The organism is Pseudomonas arcuscaelestis (assembly GCF_016881005.1).
In the GTDB taxonomy this organism is placed as follows: Bacteria; Pseudomonadota; Gammaproteobacteria; order Pseudomonadales; family Pseudomonadaceae; genus Aquipseudomonas; species Aquipseudomonas arcuscaelestis.
In genome coordinates, this window is the sequence record NZ_JACOPV010000005.1 from 1 (window position 1) to 16,943 (window position 16,943).

General features: G+C 58.7%; 17 protein-coding genes and 4 pseudogenes. 10 read left to right on the forward strand and 11 right to left on the reverse strand.

Translation table 11 applies throughout. The features are described from left to right. Positions 1-122: 122 nt before the first annotated feature. A pseudogene (locus H8F21_RS08430) lies at positions 123-362 on the reverse strand (transposase); the annotation flags it as partial. A gap of 290 nt (positions 363-652) precedes the next feature. Here H8F21_RS08430 and H8F21_RS29535 point away from each other — a divergent pair. The 5 genes and pseudogenes from H8F21_RS29535 to H8F21_RS08450 all read left to right on the forward strand — a co-directional run. Further along, positions 653-748: pseudogene (locus H8F21_RS29535) on the forward strand (ComEA family DNA-binding protein); the annotation flags it as partial. Between the two features lie 111 nt (positions 749-859). Next, positions 860-1,219 (forward strand): IS66 family insertion sequence element accessory protein TnpB, encoded by a 360-nt coding sequence (gene tnpB, locus H8F21_RS08435; RefSeq protein WP_236042949.1) that lies wholly within the window; start codon positions 860-862, stop codon positions 1,217-1,219. An 18-nt stretch (positions 1,220-1,237) separates the two neighbouring features. After that, positions 1,238-2,749: pseudogene (gene tnpC, locus H8F21_RS08440) on the forward strand (IS66 family transposase). A 49-nt stretch (positions 2,750-2,798) separates the two neighbouring features. Further along, positions 2,799-3,837: pseudogene (locus tag H8F21_RS08445) on the forward strand (IS256 family transposase); the annotation flags it as partial. Between the two features lie 181 nt (positions 3,838-4,018). Beyond that, positions 4,019-4,348: a ComEA family DNA-binding protein gene (locus tag H8F21_RS08450; protein WP_203584217.1), complete on the forward strand. Its 330-nt coding sequence runs from the start codon at positions 4,019-4,021 to the stop codon at positions 4,346-4,348. 235 nt (positions 4,349-4,583) lie between these two features. Here H8F21_RS08450 and H8F21_RS08455 read toward each other — a convergent pair whose 3' ends face one another. Then, entirely contained in the window at positions 4,584-4,751 is a 168-nt protein-coding gene (locus H8F21_RS08455; RefSeq protein ID WP_136475091.1) for a DUF2897 family protein, read from the reverse strand. A 179-nt stretch (positions 4,752-4,930) separates the two neighbouring features. On the opposite strand from H8F21_RS08455, the gene pyrF reads away from it, so the two are divergent. Next, positions 4,931-5,632, forward strand: coding sequence for an orotidine-5'-phosphate decarboxylase (gene pyrF / locus H8F21_RS08460; protein WP_203584218.1), 702 nt, complete (start codon positions 4,931-4,933; stop codon positions 5,630-5,632). Here the strand turns inward: pyrF and H8F21_RS08465 are convergent. Further along, positions 5,622-6,626, reverse strand: a complete 1,005-nt coding sequence (locus tag H8F21_RS08465; protein WP_203584219.1) for an NADP-dependent oxidoreductase — start codon at positions 6,624-6,626, stop codon at positions 5,622-5,624. The two genes, pyrF and H8F21_RS08465, sit on opposite strands and share 11 nt — an antisense overlap. Positions 6,627-6,854: 228 nt before the next feature. Here H8F21_RS08465 and H8F21_RS08470 point away from each other — a divergent pair, with 228 nt between their 5' ends. Continuing rightward, the gene (locus H8F21_RS08470) at positions 6,855-7,616 is read left to right on the forward strand and encodes an SDR family oxidoreductase (protein ID WP_203584220.1); all 762 of its coding nucleotides are present in this window, start codon (positions 6,855-6,857) and stop codon (positions 7,614-7,616) included. 47 nt (positions 7,617-7,663) lie between these two features. Here the strand turns inward: H8F21_RS08470 and H8F21_RS08475 are convergent, their stop codons facing one another. Beyond that, the gene (locus H8F21_RS08475; RefSeq protein WP_203584221.1) at positions 7,664-8,827 is read right to left on the reverse strand and encodes an MFS transporter; all 1,164 of its coding nucleotides are present in this window, start codon (positions 8,825-8,827) and stop codon (positions 7,664-7,666) included. A 113-nt stretch (positions 8,828-8,940) separates the two neighbouring features. Between H8F21_RS08475 and H8F21_RS08480 the strand changes: the two genes are divergently transcribed. Further along, positions 8,941-10,323, forward strand: a complete 1,383-nt coding sequence (locus H8F21_RS08480) for an aminotransferase-like domain-containing protein (protein ID WP_203584222.1) — start codon at positions 8,941-8,943, stop codon at positions 10,321-10,323. 17 nt (positions 10,324-10,340) lie between these two features. Here H8F21_RS08480 and H8F21_RS08485 read toward each other — a convergent pair whose 3' ends face one another. Beyond that, a complete protein-coding gene (locus tag H8F21_RS08485) occupies positions 10,341-11,534 on the reverse strand; it encodes a benzoate/H(+) symporter BenE family transporter (RefSeq protein ID WP_203584223.1) in 1,194 nt (397 codons plus the stop codon). 145 nt (positions 11,535-11,679) lie between these two features. Between H8F21_RS08485 and H8F21_RS08490 the strand changes: the two genes are divergently transcribed. Then, positions 11,680-12,282: a glutathione S-transferase family protein gene (locus tag H8F21_RS08490; RefSeq protein WP_136478892.1), complete on the forward strand. Its 603-nt coding sequence runs from the start codon at positions 11,680-11,682 to the stop codon at positions 12,280-12,282. Positions 12,283-12,314: 32 nt separating this feature from the next. Here the strand turns inward: H8F21_RS08490 and H8F21_RS08495 are convergent, their stop codons facing one another. The 5 genes from H8F21_RS08495 to H8F21_RS08515 all read right to left on the reverse strand — a co-directional run bounded on the left by H8F21_RS08495 (position 12,315) and on the right by H8F21_RS08515 (position 14,958). Continuing rightward, a complete protein-coding gene (locus tag H8F21_RS08495) occupies positions 12,315-12,686 on the reverse strand; it encodes a glutathione S-transferase N-terminal domain-containing protein (protein ID WP_203584224.1) in 372 nt (123 codons plus the stop codon). Between the two features lie 58 nt (positions 12,687-12,744). Continuing rightward, entirely contained in the window at positions 12,745-13,290 is a 546-nt protein-coding gene (folE, locus tag H8F21_RS08500) for a GTP cyclohydrolase I FolE (RefSeq protein WP_128325933.1), read from the reverse strand. Between the two features lie 70 nt (positions 13,291-13,360). Then, positions 13,361-13,918: a Smr/MutS family protein gene (locus H8F21_RS08505; RefSeq protein ID WP_203584225.1), complete on the reverse strand. Its 558-nt coding sequence runs from the start codon at positions 13,916-13,918 to the stop codon at positions 13,361-13,363. Positions 13,919-13,970: 52 nt separating this feature from the next. Further along, a complete protein-coding gene (locus H8F21_RS08510) occupies positions 13,971-14,291 on the reverse strand; it encodes a hypothetical protein (RefSeq protein ID WP_203479219.1) in 321 nt (106 codons plus the stop codon). A 76-nt stretch (positions 14,292-14,367) separates the two neighbouring features. Next, positions 14,368-14,958, reverse strand: coding sequence for a cysteine hydrolase family protein (locus tag H8F21_RS08515; protein WP_203479218.1), 591 nt, complete (start codon positions 14,956-14,958; stop codon positions 14,368-14,370). Between the two features lie 190 nt (positions 14,959-15,148). On the opposite strand from H8F21_RS08515, the gene prmB reads away from it, so the two are divergent. Then, positions 15,149-16,057, forward strand: coding sequence for a 50S ribosomal protein L3 N(5)-glutamine methyltransferase (prmB, locus tag H8F21_RS08520; RefSeq protein ID WP_203479217.1), 909 nt, complete (start codon positions 15,149-15,151; stop codon positions 16,055-16,057). A 37-nt stretch (positions 16,058-16,094) separates the two neighbouring features. On the opposite strand, the gene H8F21_RS08525 is transcribed toward prmB, so the two are convergent. Further along, on the reverse strand, positions 16,095-16,883 hold the full coding sequence (locus tag H8F21_RS08525; protein ID WP_236042950.1) for a hypothetical protein: 789 nt from the start codon (positions 16,881-16,883) through the stop codon (positions 16,095-16,097). Between the last annotated feature and the right edge of the window lie 60 nt (positions 16,884-16,943).

Genomic DNA, 16,943 nt, shown 5'->3' on the forward strand with positions numbered 1-16,943 from the left:
CCTGGGTCAAGTTTTTTGACGGGGACTTAGCCTCCAAAAAGCCAGCGACCACTGTCCAGAAATGTAAGTGTAGTACGTAGTGTTTCTATCCCAATGGGCCGCGGAGCGCCGGGGAGGCGGTTTTTTAAGATGTCTCGCTCTTCCGTCACGCGCTTGAGTTCAGCGCGCAGTTTGCGCAGTTCGGCGTGCTGATCGTCTTGCTGACGCTGCTCTTGGGGCTTTCTGTAGACCTTGATCCAGGCATAAAGGCTGTGCACGGACATGCCCAGGCGCTGGGCGACATCGGCGACGGGTTTGCCTTTCTCGGTCACTTGCTTGACCGCTTCGATCTTGAATTCTTCGGGGTAACGCTGACGACTCATGGCACCTCCTATGTGGGCCTCATTATGAGGCTAGGAGGTGTCTAGGAAACCAGGGGCGATTCAATCCTGGAATCTCATTACATTTGCTAACGTTGTTCTGCGGTTATCTTTAACGCTCCCAGTTAGGTTGAAACGCCCATACCCCAAGGGGTTGCGTCTAACATGCGATTTTCGTCTGATTTGGTAAAAAATCTTCCGTGGGCCTTAGTTTGACTCTCAAGCAGGTCGTTCTAGGTTTCAGAGGCAGCTATGGAAAAGCCGCCTTCGTAACCATCCTGGGAGACTTACTCATGCGCAATACTGTCCTGTCCTATCTGCTGCTTCCTCTCTTCGCTAGTGTGTCGCTATACCTGAGCGCTGCCCCCGAGACAATGGAAAATCCGCAATAGACCGCTGTCATGGCGCAACAGGCGTAAGCGCTCCATGAACCCCACATTCAAAGCGCTTAGCTGATCTCCGATGCTGTGCTCCCGATCTCTTTCTGGAGCCCGCACGCCATGATGCGACCCGACGCCAAAGTCGAAAAAGTTTACCTCTACCCCAAGCCCGTGGACTTCCGAAAATCCATTGACGGCCTGGCTGCGTTGGTCGAGCTGGATATTAAAGTCGCGGTCTTTGACCCAGTGCTTTTTGTTTTCCTCAACAAGCCACGCAACCGCGTGAAGATCTTGTACTGGGAACGCAACGGCTTTTGCCTTTGGTTCAAGCGTCTGGAGTCCGAGCGCTTCAAAACGTCGCCTGACGCGACGGACGAAGCGATTGTCCTGACTGTCCAGGAACTCAACTGGATGCTCGACGGTTTTGACCTCTGGCGTAACCGTCCTCATCAGGTTTTGACGCCACGATTCGTGGCCTGATTCGGTATAATCCAGGGCATGAATTTCGTGCCCGACAACCTTCCTGATTATCCTGAATTGCTCAAGCAGATGCTTGCGAAGATGCAATCCAGGATGGGCGTGCTCGAAGAACAAGTTGCATTGCTGAGGCAGCGACTGTTTGGCCGAAAATCGGAGCAGGCCGTCGATCCTGCAACGCCTCAAATGGCGTTGTTCTATGAAGCGGAGCACTAGGTCGAGTTGGCGTGCGAGACCGCTGAAGAAGAGATCAACGCACTCGCCAAGCGCCGTAGCAAGCGCAAGCCACTGCCTGCGGATCTGCCGCGCATCGAAGTCATCCACGAACTGCCCGAGCATGAACTGACCTGTATCTGCGGCTGCCGCAAACACGCCATTGGTGAGGAAATCAGCGAGCAGCTTGAAATCGTGCCGATGCAGATCCGGGTGATCAAACACGTTCGTAAAGTCTACGGTTGCCGCAACTGCGAGATGGCGCCGGTCACTGCTGACAAGCCGGCTCAACTGATTGAAAAAAGCATGGCCAGCCCGAGCGTTCTGGCGATGCTGCTGACCACCAAATATGTGGACGGTTTACCGCTACACCGCTTTGAAAAAGTGCTGGGTCGCCACGGCATTGATATCCCGCGCCAAACCTTGGCGCGCTGGGTTATCCAGTGCCGCGAGCACTTTCAGCCGCTGCTGAATTTGATGCGCGACAGCCTATTGGCCAGCCGCGTCATCCATTGCGATGAAACGCGGGTGCAGGTGTTGAAAGAGCCTGACCGTGAGCCGAGCAGCCAGTCATGGATGTGGGTGCAAACCGGCGGCCCGCCGGATAAGCCGGTCATCCTTTTTGACTACTCGACCAGCCGGGCGCAGGAAGTGCCTATGCGCCTGCTCGAGGGCTATCGTGGCTACGTCATGACCGATGATTATGCCGGTTACAACGCGCTGGGCGCCCAAGCTGGAGTTGAGCGTTTAGGATGCTGGGCCCACGCGCGTCGTAAATTCGTTGAAGCACAGAAAGTGCAGCCCAAAGGTAAAACGGGGCGCGCGGATATCGTGCTGAATCTGATCAACAAGCTTTACGGCATCGAACGCGACCTAAAAGCTTGCGACGACGCTGAACGTCAGATCGGTCGTCACGAACAAAGCCTGCCGATACTGGCTCAGTTGAAAAGCTGGATCGAAAAGACGCAGCCACAGGTGACTGCTCAGAATGCCCTGGGCAAAGCCATCAGTTACTTGGCAAATAACTGGAGCAAGCTGGAGCGATACGTCGAGGAAGGCTGCCTGCCGCTCGACAACAACGCCGCTGAGCGCACGAGCCGCCCCTTCGTGATCGGAAGAAAGAATTGGCTGTTTAGCGACACGCCCAAGGGCGCGACGGCCAGTGCTCAACTTTACAGCCTGGTCGAGACTGCCAAAGCCAACGGCCAAGAGCCCTATGCGTGGCTACGCCACGCACTCGAACGCCTGCCAATGGCGGCTTCGGTTGAAGACTACGAAGCCTTGCTGCCGTGGAACTGCTCACCCATATCGCTTGGCTGAGCGCACTACACATCTTGAAGTCGGTGGGGTTTGTGGAGCGCTTACAATCAATCAACGCAACGGCAAAAGTGGCAAAACAGTGCTAACCGGCGATAGCCCGCTGTGGCTGGCTATTCCTCGCGACCGGGAAGGCAGTTTTTCGTCTATTCTTATCCCGAAGCATGAGCGCCGCTATACAGGTTTCGAAGACAAAATCATCGCCATGTATGCCCGGGGAATGATGGTCAGGGAAATTCGTGTGTTTCTGTCCGAACATTACGGAACAGACGCTTCGCCCGACTTCATCAGTTCTCTAACCAGCGAGGTCATGGAAGAAATAGGAGCATGGCAACAGCGGCCACTGGAGCCGATGTACCCCGTCATTTTCTTTGATGCCCTGCAGGTCAAAATCCACTAAGAGGGCTTGGTCCATACCAGGCGATTTACTTGGCGTTAGGTGTTTTACCCGAAGGCACGCGCGATATGTTGGGAATTTGGATCGAGAACACCGGGGGTGCCAAGTTCTGGATGAAGTTGTTCAACGACCTCAAGACTTGCGGTGTCGAGGGCGTGCTGATTGCTGTGACCAGCGGACTTAAAGGCATGCGAGTAGCCCTCGGTGTGGTGTTTCCGGAGACGACATTGCAGATATGCATTGTGCATCTGATCCGCAACTGCCTTGATCGCGCGGCATGGGACAAGCAGCGGGCATTGGCCAAAGTTCTCAAATCTATTTACCAGGCAATCAACGTGCAAGCGGCTGAACAGGCTTTGGATGAGTTTTAGAGCGGGCCGTGGGGTAAGCAATATCCATCGGTGGTAGCGGCTTGGAGATGAGCTTAGGATCGAGTGATTACATTCTTTGTTTTCCCGCCTGCCATCCGGAAGGTGATTTACGCAACCAACGCCATTGAGAGCGTCGATGCTCAGTTACGCAAGATCATAAAAACTCGTGGCTACTTCCCGAACGACGATGCGGCGCCCAAACCAATCTGACTGGGGCTGCGAAACATCGCAGCGAACTGGGGCTTGGCTGCCCATGACTGGAAAAGTGTGATGAATCAATTTGCGATCTGTACGGAGATCGGATCATCAGGCCGACCTGGTGAAATCATGGTCTGCGTGACGGCAGGCCGTTGTCGGCCCGCACACAAAGAATCTGACAGCCACCTTCGCCCAATTTAGTAACACATCCCACCCCCTCACAATTTGACTCTCCCCAATCCCGTTCTAGGTTTCAAAGGCAGCCAAGGAAAAGCTGCCTTTGCAATCACCTAGGAGTTTCACCTCATGCGCAACACCGTTCTGTCCTACCTTCTGCTCCCTCTCTTCGCCAGCGTTTCCTTCACGCTCAGCGCAGCCCCGGCCTCTGATCCAATAAAAACCCCAATCCCCGTAGTAGCTACCCAGCAAACCTCCCCACAATTGGACTTGAACACTGCCGACGCACCAACGCTACAGTCCACCCTGATGGGTATCGGTAAAACCAAAGCCGAGGCAATCGTTGCTTACCGTGACCAGCATGGTGCGTTCGCTTCGGTGGATGAGCTGCTGGAGATCAAGGGGATCGGCAAGGCGTTGCTGGATCGTAATCGCGATAGGCTCACGGTTAGTCAGTGATACCCGTAAAGCTGATTTAAGTGGGCGGGTTTGCCTTGGGTATTGGGCGGCTGTTGTAACTTTATCCTAGGGCAAACTCGCTGCTACTGGGGCTGTGGTTGAAGGTGTCGAGAGTTAGCCTGTGTGCTTACCGTCGTCATCCGATGTGGCGGACCGGTTGGCTTTTTTAAGGCGTGTGAAGCGCTGCCACCGCACGTGACAGGTTATGCGCGAACCCGAGTAGTCACTACCGGAGTTATCGATCCTGCGCATCCTTCGCATCCATCTCAGCATTACGCTCATGCACACGCTTAAGCTGCTCTTCGGTCAGAGGCAGCTTTTTCGCAGTATCACGCAGCAGCATCAGGCCGCCGACGATGGAACCTAGCGCCAGTACTAGTATTAACCAGGCATACCAGGGCATGTAGTCCTCCTTCGAACAGTAACGTTCGTTGCGCTCAATAATTTGGAGCCAATGGATCATTTATTGGTTCAATTATAGAGGGCTGCTTCCTGGCGGGCCAATTCGCGATCATTGGCCCCCCATAGGCCGCTGCTTCGTTTACAATGCGCGCCGTTCAAGACTTGCCAAGAGACCAGCCCATGTCCGCCTGCCAGACGCCCATCATCGTCGCCCTGGATTTCCCTACTCGTGACGCCGCCCTGAAACTGGCGGAGCAACTCGATCCTTCCCTGTGTCGGGTAAAAGTCGGCAAGGAGCTGTTCACCAGCAGCGCATCAGGCATTGTCGAAACCCTGGTCGAGAAGGGCTTCGAGGTGTTCCTCGATCTTAAATTTCACGATATCCCCAACACCACGGCGATGGCAGTTAAAGCCGCTGCGGAAATGGGCGTGTGGATGGTCAACGTTCATTGCTCCGGCGGCCTGCGTATGATGTCGGCCTGTCGTGAAGTGTTGGCCCAGCGCTCTGGTCCACAACCGCTGCTGATCGGTGTGACGGTGCTGACCAGCATGGAGCGTGAAGACCTGGCCGGTATCGGTCTGGATATCGAACCGCAAGAGCAGGTGCTGCGTCTGGCTGCCTTGGCTGAGAAGGCCGGAATGGACGGTTTGGTGTGTTCGGCACTGGAAGCCCCGGCGCTGAAAGCGGCCCATCCGTCACTGCAATTGGTGACCCCGGGTATTCGCCCCGCTGGCAGTGCTCAGGACGACCAGCGCCGTATCCTGACCCCGCGACAGGCGCTGGATGCCGGTTCCGACTACCTGGTGATCGGTCGCCCGATCAGCCAGGCCGCCGATCCGGCCCAGGCGCTGGCGGCAGTGGTCGCAGAAATCAGGGCTTAAGTACCAGCTTGCCGAAATTTTCCCCGTTGAACAGCTTCAACAGCGTCTCGGGGAAGGTTTCCAGCCCTTCGACCACATCCTCCTTGCTCTTCAGTTTGCCGGTTGCCAACCAGCCGGCAATCTCCTGCGCCGCCTTGCCATAGTTGGCAGCGTGGTCCATCACTACAAAACCTTCCATGCGCGCACGGTTCACCAACAGTGACAGGTAATTGGCCGGGCCTTTTACCGCCTGTTTGTTGTTGTACTGACTGATAGCACCGCAGATCACTACCCGCGCCTTGAAATTCAAACGGCTGAGTACAGCGTCCAGAATATCGCCGCCGACGTTGTCGAAGTAAACGTCGACGCCTTTCGGGCATTCGCGTTTAAGGCCTTCAAGCACGTCTTCGGCCTTGTAGTCGATTACGCCGTCAAAGCCCAGTTCGTCCTTCAGGTACTGACATTTCTCTGCACCACCGGCAATGCCCACTACCCGGCAACCTTTGATCTTGGCGATTTGTCCGGCAATGCTGCCCACCGCGCCGGCAGCGCCGGACAGCACCACGGTTTCGCCTTCTTTCGGTGCGCCAACGTCGAGCAGGGCGAAGTAGGCGGTCATGCCGGTCATGCCCAGGGCCGAGAGGTAGCGGGGCAGGGGCGCCAGTGTTGGGTCAATTTTGTGAAAGCCCTGAGGTTCGCCGACGAAATAGTCCTGCACACCCAGGGCGCCATTGATGTGGTCGCCTACGGCAAAGCCGGGATGCTTGGACGCGATAACTTCGCCGACACCCAGCGCGCGCATGACCTGGCCCAGGCCCACCGGTGGAATGTAGGACTTGCCTTCGTTCATCCAGCCGCGCATGGCCGGGTCGAGGGACAGGTAGAGGTTTTTCACCAGCACCTGGCCTTCGCCGGGTTCACTGACCGGCGTTTGCTCGAAGGTGAAGTCGTCCCGGCTGACCGCTCCGATCGGGCGTTTGGCGAGCAGAAAGCGGCGGTTGGTCTGGGTGGTCATGGCTGGGCTCTCAAAGAATGGGCAAAGGTTGTTGATAGACCCTGGCGCAGGTTCCGGCAAGGTTTACCCGTGCAGCGAATACACCACGATACACAACGCTGATTCGTCAGTGTGCTGATAATCACCCAAGCCGATACCCCTTCAACTGGCGTTCTGATGATGCTGCCCAACCATGAGCTCGTCTGCATAGACTCCGGGCATCACCTCACTATGTTGCGGGAGCTAACGATGAGCATGACTTTTTCCGGCCAGGTTGCCTTGGTGACCGGCGGTGCGGCAGGTATCGGGCGGGCGACAGCCTTGGCGTTTGCCGCCCAGGGTTTGAAGGTGGTGGTAGCGGATCTGGACGCAGTCGGGGGTGAGGGCACGGTCGAGTTGATCCGGGCGACGGGTGCACAAGCGCTGTTCGTATCCTGCAACGTTACCCGCGAAGCCGATGTGCAGCATTTGATGGCCACTACGCTCGAGGCTTACGGTCGTCTCGACTATGCCTTCAACAATGCCGGTATCGAGATTGAGCAAGGGCGTCTGGCGGATGGCAGCGAAGCTGAGTTCGACGCCATCATGGGCGTAAACGTCAAAGGTGTGTGGCTGTGCATGAAGTACCAGTTGCCGCTGCTGCTGGCCCAGGGCGGTGGCGCTATCGTTAACACTGCGTCGGTCGCCGGCCTGGGTGCCGCGCCGAAGATGAGTATCTACAGTGCCTCCAAGCATGCCGTCATTGGCCTGACCAAATCGGCGGCCATCGAGTATGCCAAGAAGAAAATCCGCGTAAATGCCGTGTGCCCGGCGGTCATCGATACCGATATGTTCCGCCGCGCCTATGAGGCCGACCCGCGCAAGGCAGAGTTTGCTGCAGCCATGCACCCGGTGGGGCGTATCGGCAAGGCTGAGGAGATCGCCAGCGCGGTGTTGTACCTGTGCAGTGATGGGGCTGCGTTCACCACCGGTCAGGCCTTGGCGGTGGATGGTGGGGCGACGGCGATTTGAGCGGCTTGCCTGCGTAGCGGGCCAGTTCAACTGGCCCAAAGAACGCGTCACGGGACAACGGCTTGCCGTTCTTGCCCCTGTTCCTGAATCAGCAGTCGAACACCCACCAACGCACAACCGAGCAGCAATCCAGCCCCAAACACCAGCAGGGCGATTCTAGGCCCAAGGTGATCGGCCACTAGCCCGGTGAAAATCACCGGCAGGCTGAAGCCCAGGTAGGCGAGTAGAAAGAAACCGGCGCTGGCGCGGGTTTTCTCAACACCTGCCAGCACGTTCACCGCTGATAATCCCCCCAGATAGATAAAGCCGTAGCAGGCACTGCTGGCGGCCACGGTGCCCAGAAGTACGGCCAGCAAATGCCCGCTGTCGGCGCCCCAGGCCAGTAGCGCATAGCTGCACGGCAACACGATCAGGCCGAGCAGGGTGGCCTTGGCCGGTGGCATGCGCCGAGCCAGGGGCTGGAACAGCAAGCCACAACTGATGACGCAGAAGGTCGAGAACCCTGACCAGTTGGCCAAATCATGCTGCTTGAGGATCGAAGGTAACAAGGCGATCACCAGGCCAACACAGGCCCAGGCCAGCAGGATGGCCAGGCCATAGGGCAGGCTGCCGGCGGGATAGCAGGGCAAGCGCAACCAGGCGCCGCGGGTATCTCGACGTTGATCTGGCAGCCTGCACACGGCCAGCAGTGCCAGGGCGGCCAATATCAGATGCAGATAGAAACTGTCGGGCGCCAGGGTGGGGCCACGCAGCAAGAACAGGCTGGTCAGTGCCGCGCCCAGGCCGAACCCCAGCGACGTGCTTGCCGTCACCCAAGTGGCGGGGTGTTGGCTGTCAGCCTCATGCATCAACTCACTCATGTAGGCCGTCGCGGTCGCAGACGCCAGCGCGGTGCCTATCCCCAGAAGCAGGCGCGCGAGGGCCAAGTTGTTCAGGGTAGGGGCCAGTAGCATCAGCACCGTGGCGAGCATCGATACCATCAGCGCAAGCATAATCAATGGACGCCTTCCTACCCGGTCGGCAAGGCCGCCGAGTAGCAACAGCACTGGCACCACACCTGCGACATAGGCCGAAAAGGCCACAGCCGTGGCGGCGGCGCCCTTGCCGGAAAGCTCGGCGTAAACGGTGTAGAGCGGTGCTTGCAGATTAACGGCGAAGGTAATCAGGCACAGGGCGAAGGCGAGTAGCGCCGGCGAACGCTGAGTGGGCATGTAAGGCTCCTTGTTGATGCCGCGACTATCCGGCGATCAACAGGGCCTCACAAGGCACACTGGCGGGGGATTTGTGGTTAACTGTTTGGACAAAATCAACGAACACTTCGCCCATGAATCTGACGCTCGATCGCCAATCGTCCTCCCCCTTGGTACAGCAGTTGGCTGAACAGTTGTTGCAGTGGATTGAGCAGCAGCGTCTGCGTCCGGGCACTCGCTTGCCCTCGATTCGTCAACTGGCGAAAGAGCAAGGAGTCAGCCAGTCGTGTGTGATTGAAGCTTACGACCGTCTGGTTGCGACGGGGCTGTTGGAGGCCAGGCATGGTGCCGGCTTCTTCGTCGCCGAGCTTCGGCGCAGTGAACCCGTTGTTGACCATCCCGTACGCGATGAAGCGTTCGACAGTCGTTGGCAGCAGTTCAGCGAAGAGCGCCCCGGTCTGCTCAAGCTGTGTTGCGGCTGGGTGCCCGACAGTTGGCGGGCCACCGATGCAATTGCCCAGGCGGTACGCCACGTCAGCCGTGGGCCTATCGAGGACTTGCTCGATTACTGTCCTCCCTTGGGCCTGGCCGCTTTGCGTAGCCAGCTGCATAAAGGTTTGGGACAGATCGGTATCCAGGTCAGTCCCCAGCAAATCCTTACCACCCAAGGCGCCAGTCATGCCTTGGATCTGCTTGTGCGTACGCTGCTCAAGCCAGGTGACAAGGTGCTGGTAGAGAGCCCCGGCTACTACAACCTGTACAACCTGCTGCGCCACCACCAGGTGGAAATGCTGGAGGTGCCGCGTACGCCCAGCGGCCCGGACCTGCAGGTGCTGGAGGGCTTGCTCAAGCGTCATCGCCCTCGATGCCTGTACATCAACAGCCTGTATCACAACCCCACCGGCAGTAGCCTGACGCCGAAGGTTGCTTATCGCCTGCTCGAGCTTGCCCGGGAACATGATGTGCAGATCATCGAGGATGATATCTATGCCGACTTCCAGGATGGCGCGGTCACGCGGCTGGCCACCTTGGATGCCGAACAGCGGGTCATTTACCTTGCCAGTTTCTCCAAGACCCTGAGCAGTTCTCTGCGCTGTGGCTATCTGGTGGCCAAGCCGGCGCTGATAGCGCGCCTGGCTGAACTGAAGATGGTCGCCGGTCTCGGTACTTCGCGCTTCACCGAACAAGTAGTGGCGCAGATGTTGGCCAGCGGCACCTACCGTAAAAGCGTCGCACGCCTGCGCCCGCGCCTGGCGCAACATATGGCCAAGGCGCTGGGGCAGTTGGAGGCCTGTGGCTGGGAAGTGTTCACCGAGCCTTACGGTGGCATGTTTGTATGGGCGCGCCGTCCCGGTTGGGATTTCGCTGCGCTCAACCGGTTGGCCTTGGCGTGTTCGGTGTTAGTGGCGCCGGGCAGTGCGTTTGATCCGCAGGGGGTTGCCAGTGACTGGCTGCGGATCAATGTCGCCTACGCCCAGGACCAGCGTGCCCAGGCATTCTTCCAACGCACCCGCTAGGAGCGGTGTTGGTATCGCTAGATGCCTTTGCGCCAGTTGAGAATCATCAGGGTCAACACCCCCGCGACAATCCCCCAGAACGCCGAGCCAATCGAGAACAGGGTAAAGCCCGAAGCGGTCACCATGAAGGTAATCAACGCAGCTTCACGCTCCTTGGCTTCGTTCATCGCCACCGTCAGGCCGTTCATGATCGAGCCGAACAAAGCGAGGGCGGCAATCGACAGTACCAACTCCTTGGGCAGGGCGGCGAACAGGGCCGCCAGGGTGGCGCCAAAGACGCCGGCAATGCCGTAGAAAATCCCGCACCAAACCGCAGCGGTGTAGCGCTTGTTCGGGTCTTCGTGTGCATGCGGGCCGGTGCAGATCGCAGCACTGATAGCGGCGAGGTTGATACCGTGCGAACCAAAGGGCGCGAGCACCAGCGAGGCCAGGCCTGTCACCGAGATCAGCGGCGAGGCTGGTACTTGATAGCCGTCGGCGCGCAGCACTGCCACCCCTGGCATGTTTTGCGACGTCATGGCGACCACGAACAGCGGTATACCGATACTGATGGTGGCCGCCAGGGAGAAGCTGGGTGTTGTCCATACGGGCGTTGCCACTTCCAGGTTGAAGCCGCTGAAGTCCAGCAGACCCATGGCGCCGGATAGTGCCGTGCCTACCAGCAACGCAGCAAGCACGGCATAGCGCGGCGACAAGCGTTTGATGAACAGATAACTGAAAAACATGCCCAGCACCAGAGTCGTGCGGTGTTGGGCGGCGATGAAGATTTCACTGCCGATCTTGAACAAAATGCCGGCCAGCAAGGCAGACGCCAAAGACGCGGGAATGCGTTTGACCAGGCGCTCGAAGCTGCCGGTAAGCCCGCAGATCACCACCAGCACAGCGCAGGTGATATAGGCGCCGATTGCTTCGCCGTAGCTCACGCCACCCAGGCTGGTGATCAGCAGTGCGGCGCCCGGCGTCGACCAGGCAACTGTCACCGGCGTGCGGTAGCGCAGCGACAGGCCAATGCTGCACACGGCCATGCCGATGGACAACGCCCAGATCCACGAAGAAATTTGCGCAGTGGTCAAACCGGCTGCCTGTCCAGCCTGAAACATCAGCACCAGGGAGCTGGTGTAACCGGTAAGCATGGCAATGAAGCCTGCGACCACGGCAGAGGGTGAGGTGTCAGCCAATGGGCGCAATTGCGCGGAAGAGGCATCGGGCATGGTGCAGTCCTTGTGCTAGGTGTAAGCAGATTTTGCAGACTAACGCGCAGCTCTCTGAGCTTTGTCATACAGCAGGCATTGCATTTAGCCGTACAGTCGCCAACTATGGGCGGCGAGCAGGATGAGCCATCGAACGGGGGGAGTGATGTACAAGGTCTACGGTGATTACCAGTCGGGCAATTGCTACAAGGTCAAATTGATGCTGCATCTGCTTGATCTGCCGTACGAGTGGCACGCGGTGGATATCCTCAAGGGTGAAACGGAAACCCCGGAATTTCTCGAAATGAACCCCAACGGCAAAGTGCCGGTGTTGGTGCTGGAAGACGGCACCTACCTGTGGGAGTCCAACGCGATCCTCAACTTTCTGGCCGATGGCAGCGAATACCTGCCCACCGAACCGCGCTTGCGCACTCAGGTGCTGCAATGGCAGTTTTTCGAGCAGTACAGCCATGAGCCGTATATTGCCGTGGCGCGTTTCATCCAGTTTTACCTGGGGCTGCCGCAAGAGCGCCTTGAGGAATACAAAACCTTGCACAAGGGCGGCTACAAAGCCCTGCGGGTAATGGAAAAGCAGCTGCAGCTAACGCCGTATCTGGTCGGTGACCGCTATTCGATTGCCGATGTCGCGCTCTACGCCTACACCCATGTAGCCCAGCAGGGTGGCTTTGACCTGGACGCGTATCCGGGCATTCAGGCCTGGCTGGAGCGCGTCGCCAGTCATCCACGGCACGTGACGATGCTCGGCTAAACGCAGCGCTCCCACAGGTTTGCTCGATTGCCTCAGGCGGCGGAAAAACGCTTGTTGAGGTAATCGATGATCACCTTGGATTCGTACATCCAGGTGGTCTTGCCGTCTTCCTCGATGCGCAGGCACGGGACTTTGATTTTGCCGCCTTCGTTGAGCAGGGTCTGGCGATCCTGTTCGTTGTTCTTCGCATCGCGCAGGGCAACCGGCACGTTGAGGCGGTGCAGGGTGCGACGGGTTTTCACGCAGAAAGGGCAGGCGTGAAACTGGTACAGGCTAAGGCCCTTGGCTTGCTGTTCAACCAGTGCCTGGGCAGCCGGGTCGCGCTTGAGCTTGGCCGGGCGGCTGACCCAATCGCCGAAGACGATCAATTGGCCGAGGCCGACACGCAGTGCTTTGACGATCATGACAACTCCTCAGAATGAAAAAAGCCGACCCCAAGGATCGGCTTGCAAGCAGGCCCGATTACTTGATCAGGCTGAGAAACTCGCTGCGAGTCGCGGCATTTTCGCGGAACTCGCCGAGCATCACCGAAGTAATCATCGTCGAATTTTGTTTCTCCACACCGCGCATCATCATGCACATGTGCTTGGCTTCGATGACCACTGCTACGCCCAGGGCGCCGGTAACTTTCTGGATCGCCTCGGCAACCTGGCGGCTGAGGTTTTCCTGGATCTGCAGGCGACGTGCGTACATGTCGACGATCCGTGCAACCTTGGACAAGCCCAGGACTTTGCCATCGGGAATGTAGGCGACGTGCGCCTTGCCGATGAATGGCAGCATATGGTGTTCGCACAGCGAGTACAGCTCGATGTCCTTGACCAGGACCATTTCACTGTTGTCGGAGCTGAACAAAGCGCCGTTGGTCACTTCTTCCAGGGTTTGTTCATAACCGCGGCAAAGGTACTGCATGGCCTTCGCTGCCCGCTTGGGCGTGTCGAGCAGGCCCTCGCGGGAGACGTCCTCGCCGATTTGGCCGAGGATAGCGGTGTAGTTCTGTTCCAGGGACATGGATCTACCTGTGGGGAATTATCGCAAACGCGAAGGGTACGGCGGCTGTGGCGGCGCTGCAAGCACGGCGTTACTCGTCACGGCCTTCGAGCATGGTTCGTTTGAGCATTACATAGACTGCACCGGTGCAGCCGTGGCGGGCCTGGCACGAGGTAAAACCCAGTACCTGCGGGTGTTGGCGCAGCCAGGTGTTGACGTGGCTCTTGATCATCGGTTTCTTGCCATCCAGGCGTACTGCCTTGCCGTGGGTGACCCGCACGCAGCGGACTTCGAAGCGAGTCGCCTCGGCAAGAAACGCCCAGAGGGTTTCACGGGCCTTTTCCACGTTCATGCCATGCAGGTCGAGGCTGCCTTCGAAGCCGATCTGGCCGGCCTTGAGCTTGCGCATCTGGCTTTCCTGCACGCCATCACGGCTCCAGTGCAGGTCGTCTTCGGGGCCGACGTCGATGACAAACTGATCCGACAAGCCATCAACCACACTTTGGTTGCTGCGCACGGTGGCAGCCTGGCGCAGGCCCGCCAACTGCTTGCGATCAGCCTTGGGTTTACCGACTTCGGCGCGATCATGCTTGATCGGCTTGACGCCGCGCATCTCGCTTTTGAACAGGGAAAAATCGTCGTCTTGCATGTAAGCCTCCGCCTGGGCGGCGCAGTTTACGCGACTCCTCCTCAGGTTGCAGTCAATCGTGTTTCTTCATCAGGTGGGGCGACAGGTTCAGTTCGCGGCTGCGGCGCAAGCGCAGACGACTGCGTCGCCAGAACAACACACCCAGGTACAACAGCAACAGGCCACCGGCAAGTACCACGGCGGCACCTGCACGACTGGCGTTAAGCTCGGCCAGTGCCGGGACATTGCCCAGCAGGCTGGCGGCGCCAGCCATGGCCAGCAGCACGCCGAGGGTGGCCAACAGTGCCGAAAACGCCGCCGCCATGCGCGCGCCCCAATTGCTGGGTTGGCGCTGGCGCAAGCGCTTGGCATCGAAACCGTTGGACAACTTCATGCCAATTTCCTCTGTGGATATCCGGTTTTTGACCGAACTGCCGCAAGGTGGTTCCGCGAGTCTGCCAGACGGCTGATCAGATCAGGCTGCTGGTGGGCGCCACGCAAGCGAAGTTGTCGGCCATGATCGCCATCTCGCTTTGCTGGATCTGCGCAGCGGGAATCACACCATCCTTGAACGGCAGGTCGCGGGTGGCGCAGGCATCCTCGATCAGGGTGCAACGATAACCATAGTCCTTGGCACGGCGTACCGTGGTGCTGACGCTGGAGTGACTCATGAAACCGCAGACAATCAGGTCAAGGTGACCGTACTTCTGCAGGGTTTCATGCAGGGTGGTGTTCTTGAAGGCGTTGGGCATGCGCTTCTCGATGATCACTTCATCGCCTTGTGGCTCAAGGCCTGGGATGAACTCACCGCGCGGCCCTTGTGGGTCGAACATGCCACCGACAGTACCCAGGTGGCGCACATGGATGATCGGGCGACCGGCCTTGCGGGCAGCCTCGAGCATTTTAGCGATGTTCTTCACAGCGTCTTCCATGCCCGACAGTCCCAGAGGACCGCTGAGGTACTCTTTTTGCGCGTCGATAATGAGCAGGCTGGCATTGCTCAGCTTGGCGGGCGGATAGCCACGGCCGCTGAGGTGGAACATCGTCATTGGAACAGACATCAAGGGCTCCTTTGGATAGGGCTTTTCAACCTATTGTCCCCTGCCTGAGCACTTATGTGAATCGCTTCGCGTACAAGCAGCGTGGTTAGTGGCCTGCAGCCATGCCAGCGAATCACTTACACACCGTTTTCAGCGACCTTTTCTGTGACCGGGCTGTTAGAATTGCAGGTCGTCTTTCAAGGAGTCTGTTGTGATCACTTCTCGCCTGCGCACCCTGCGCGATCATATCCGTTGGGCTGTCAGCCGTTTCCATGAGCATGACCTGTTTTTCGGCCATGGTGCCGACAACGCCTGGGATGAAGCACGGCTTCTGGTGCTGGGCTCGGTACATTTGCCTTGGGAGGTTGCCGACAGCTACCTCGATTGCCAGCTTGAAGACGACGAGCTGGTCAATCTGCAGCGCCTGCTCAAACGCCGTATCGAAGACCGCGTGCCTACCGCTTATCTGTTGGGCGAGGCGTGGTTCTGTGGTTTGGCCTTTATCGTCGATGAACGTGTGCTGATCCCGCGTTCGCCCATCGGCGAGCTGATCGAGAAGCGCTTCGAGCCGTGGCTGGCCAGCGAGCCTGCGCGCATTCTCGACCTGTGTACCGGGTCTGGTTGCATTGGCATTGTCAGCGCCGAGGTATTCCCGCAAGCCGAGGTGGTGCTGGCCGACCTGTCGTTCGAAGCGCTGGAAGTAGCCAATCAGAACATCGAGCGTCACGGCCTGGAAGAGCGCGTCTACACCGTACAAGGTGATGGTTTCGGCGGTTTGCCGGGGCAGCGCTTCGATCTGATCCTGTCCAATCCGCCCTATGTCGACGCTGAGGATTTTGCCGACATGCCGGAGGAATACCATCACGAGCCGGAGCTGGGCCTGGCTTGTGGCAACGACGGTCTGGACCTGGTACGGCGCATGCTCGCCGAGGCTGCGGATCACCTCACCGATAAAGGGCTGCTGATCGTCGAGGTCGGCAACAGCCAGGTTCACGTCGAAGCGTTGTACCCGGAAGTGGACTTTGCCTGGCTGGAGTTCGAGCGTGGCGGGCACGGCGTGTTCATGCTGACGGCGCAGCAGTGCCGCCAGCATCAGCAGGTGTTTGCTTCGAGGGTTTAAGCAAGGATTTCATCGCGGGGCGTGCCCCGCGATGTATTCAGTGCGTTGCAATCCAGATCAACAACCCGGCCTGAAACACCGCAAAGGCCACCAGGCAGGTGATGGTGAAGCGCAGCCCGCTGTCTTCACGGCGATACTTGCTGACACGCTCGTCGCGCTCGCGAAGCTGGGCGTCTTTCTCCTGCAAGGTCTGTTCGGCTTGTTGCAGCATGTGCGCCGCATCGAGTATTTCAACCCGTTGCACCTTGTCGTTGTTCCAGCCGCCTTTCAGTTCGCCGACCTGCACCTCGACGTAGCGTCCCTTCAGATGCTGGGCGTCGGCGTACTCAACCTCCAGGCCATGCCTGCTCAACATGCGATCTCGCCGCTGGCGGGTGTCTTCATTGAGCGCGTCCTTGCTTGCCAGTGCGGCCCCGTCAACGCGGTAATGCGACCACTTGCGTTGCGCCCAGACAATTGCCTGGGACAGCAGGAAGCCGCCCAGGCCGCGGTTCAAGGGTTCAAGTTGCAAGCCGCTGTCGGGGCCGATATGGACGCGCTTCTCTTGATGATCCACCCAGATATCCAGGCAGTTCTGCTCCTTGCGCACTTTCTGCCCTGGCAACTGGATGACCATGCGCAGCAGGCTGGTCTCCTTGTTGTGCCGTTCGGCATAGCCGTACTGGACAAAGCGCAATGGGCGCGCGCCGCTGTTGCGGTCGGTAGGCAGCGGCGCCAGGCGCAGCAGCTGGAAATGTTCCGCAGTCACCTCGGCCCACGGCAGCGGGGCGGGTTCGGGCGCGACCTCGGTGGTTTCCGGGGCGTCCTGGGGGGCGGCTTGAGTCATCACGGCAATCCTCTTATGCACAGCAAGCTGGACATAATCACGATGCCAGCATCGGCTTAT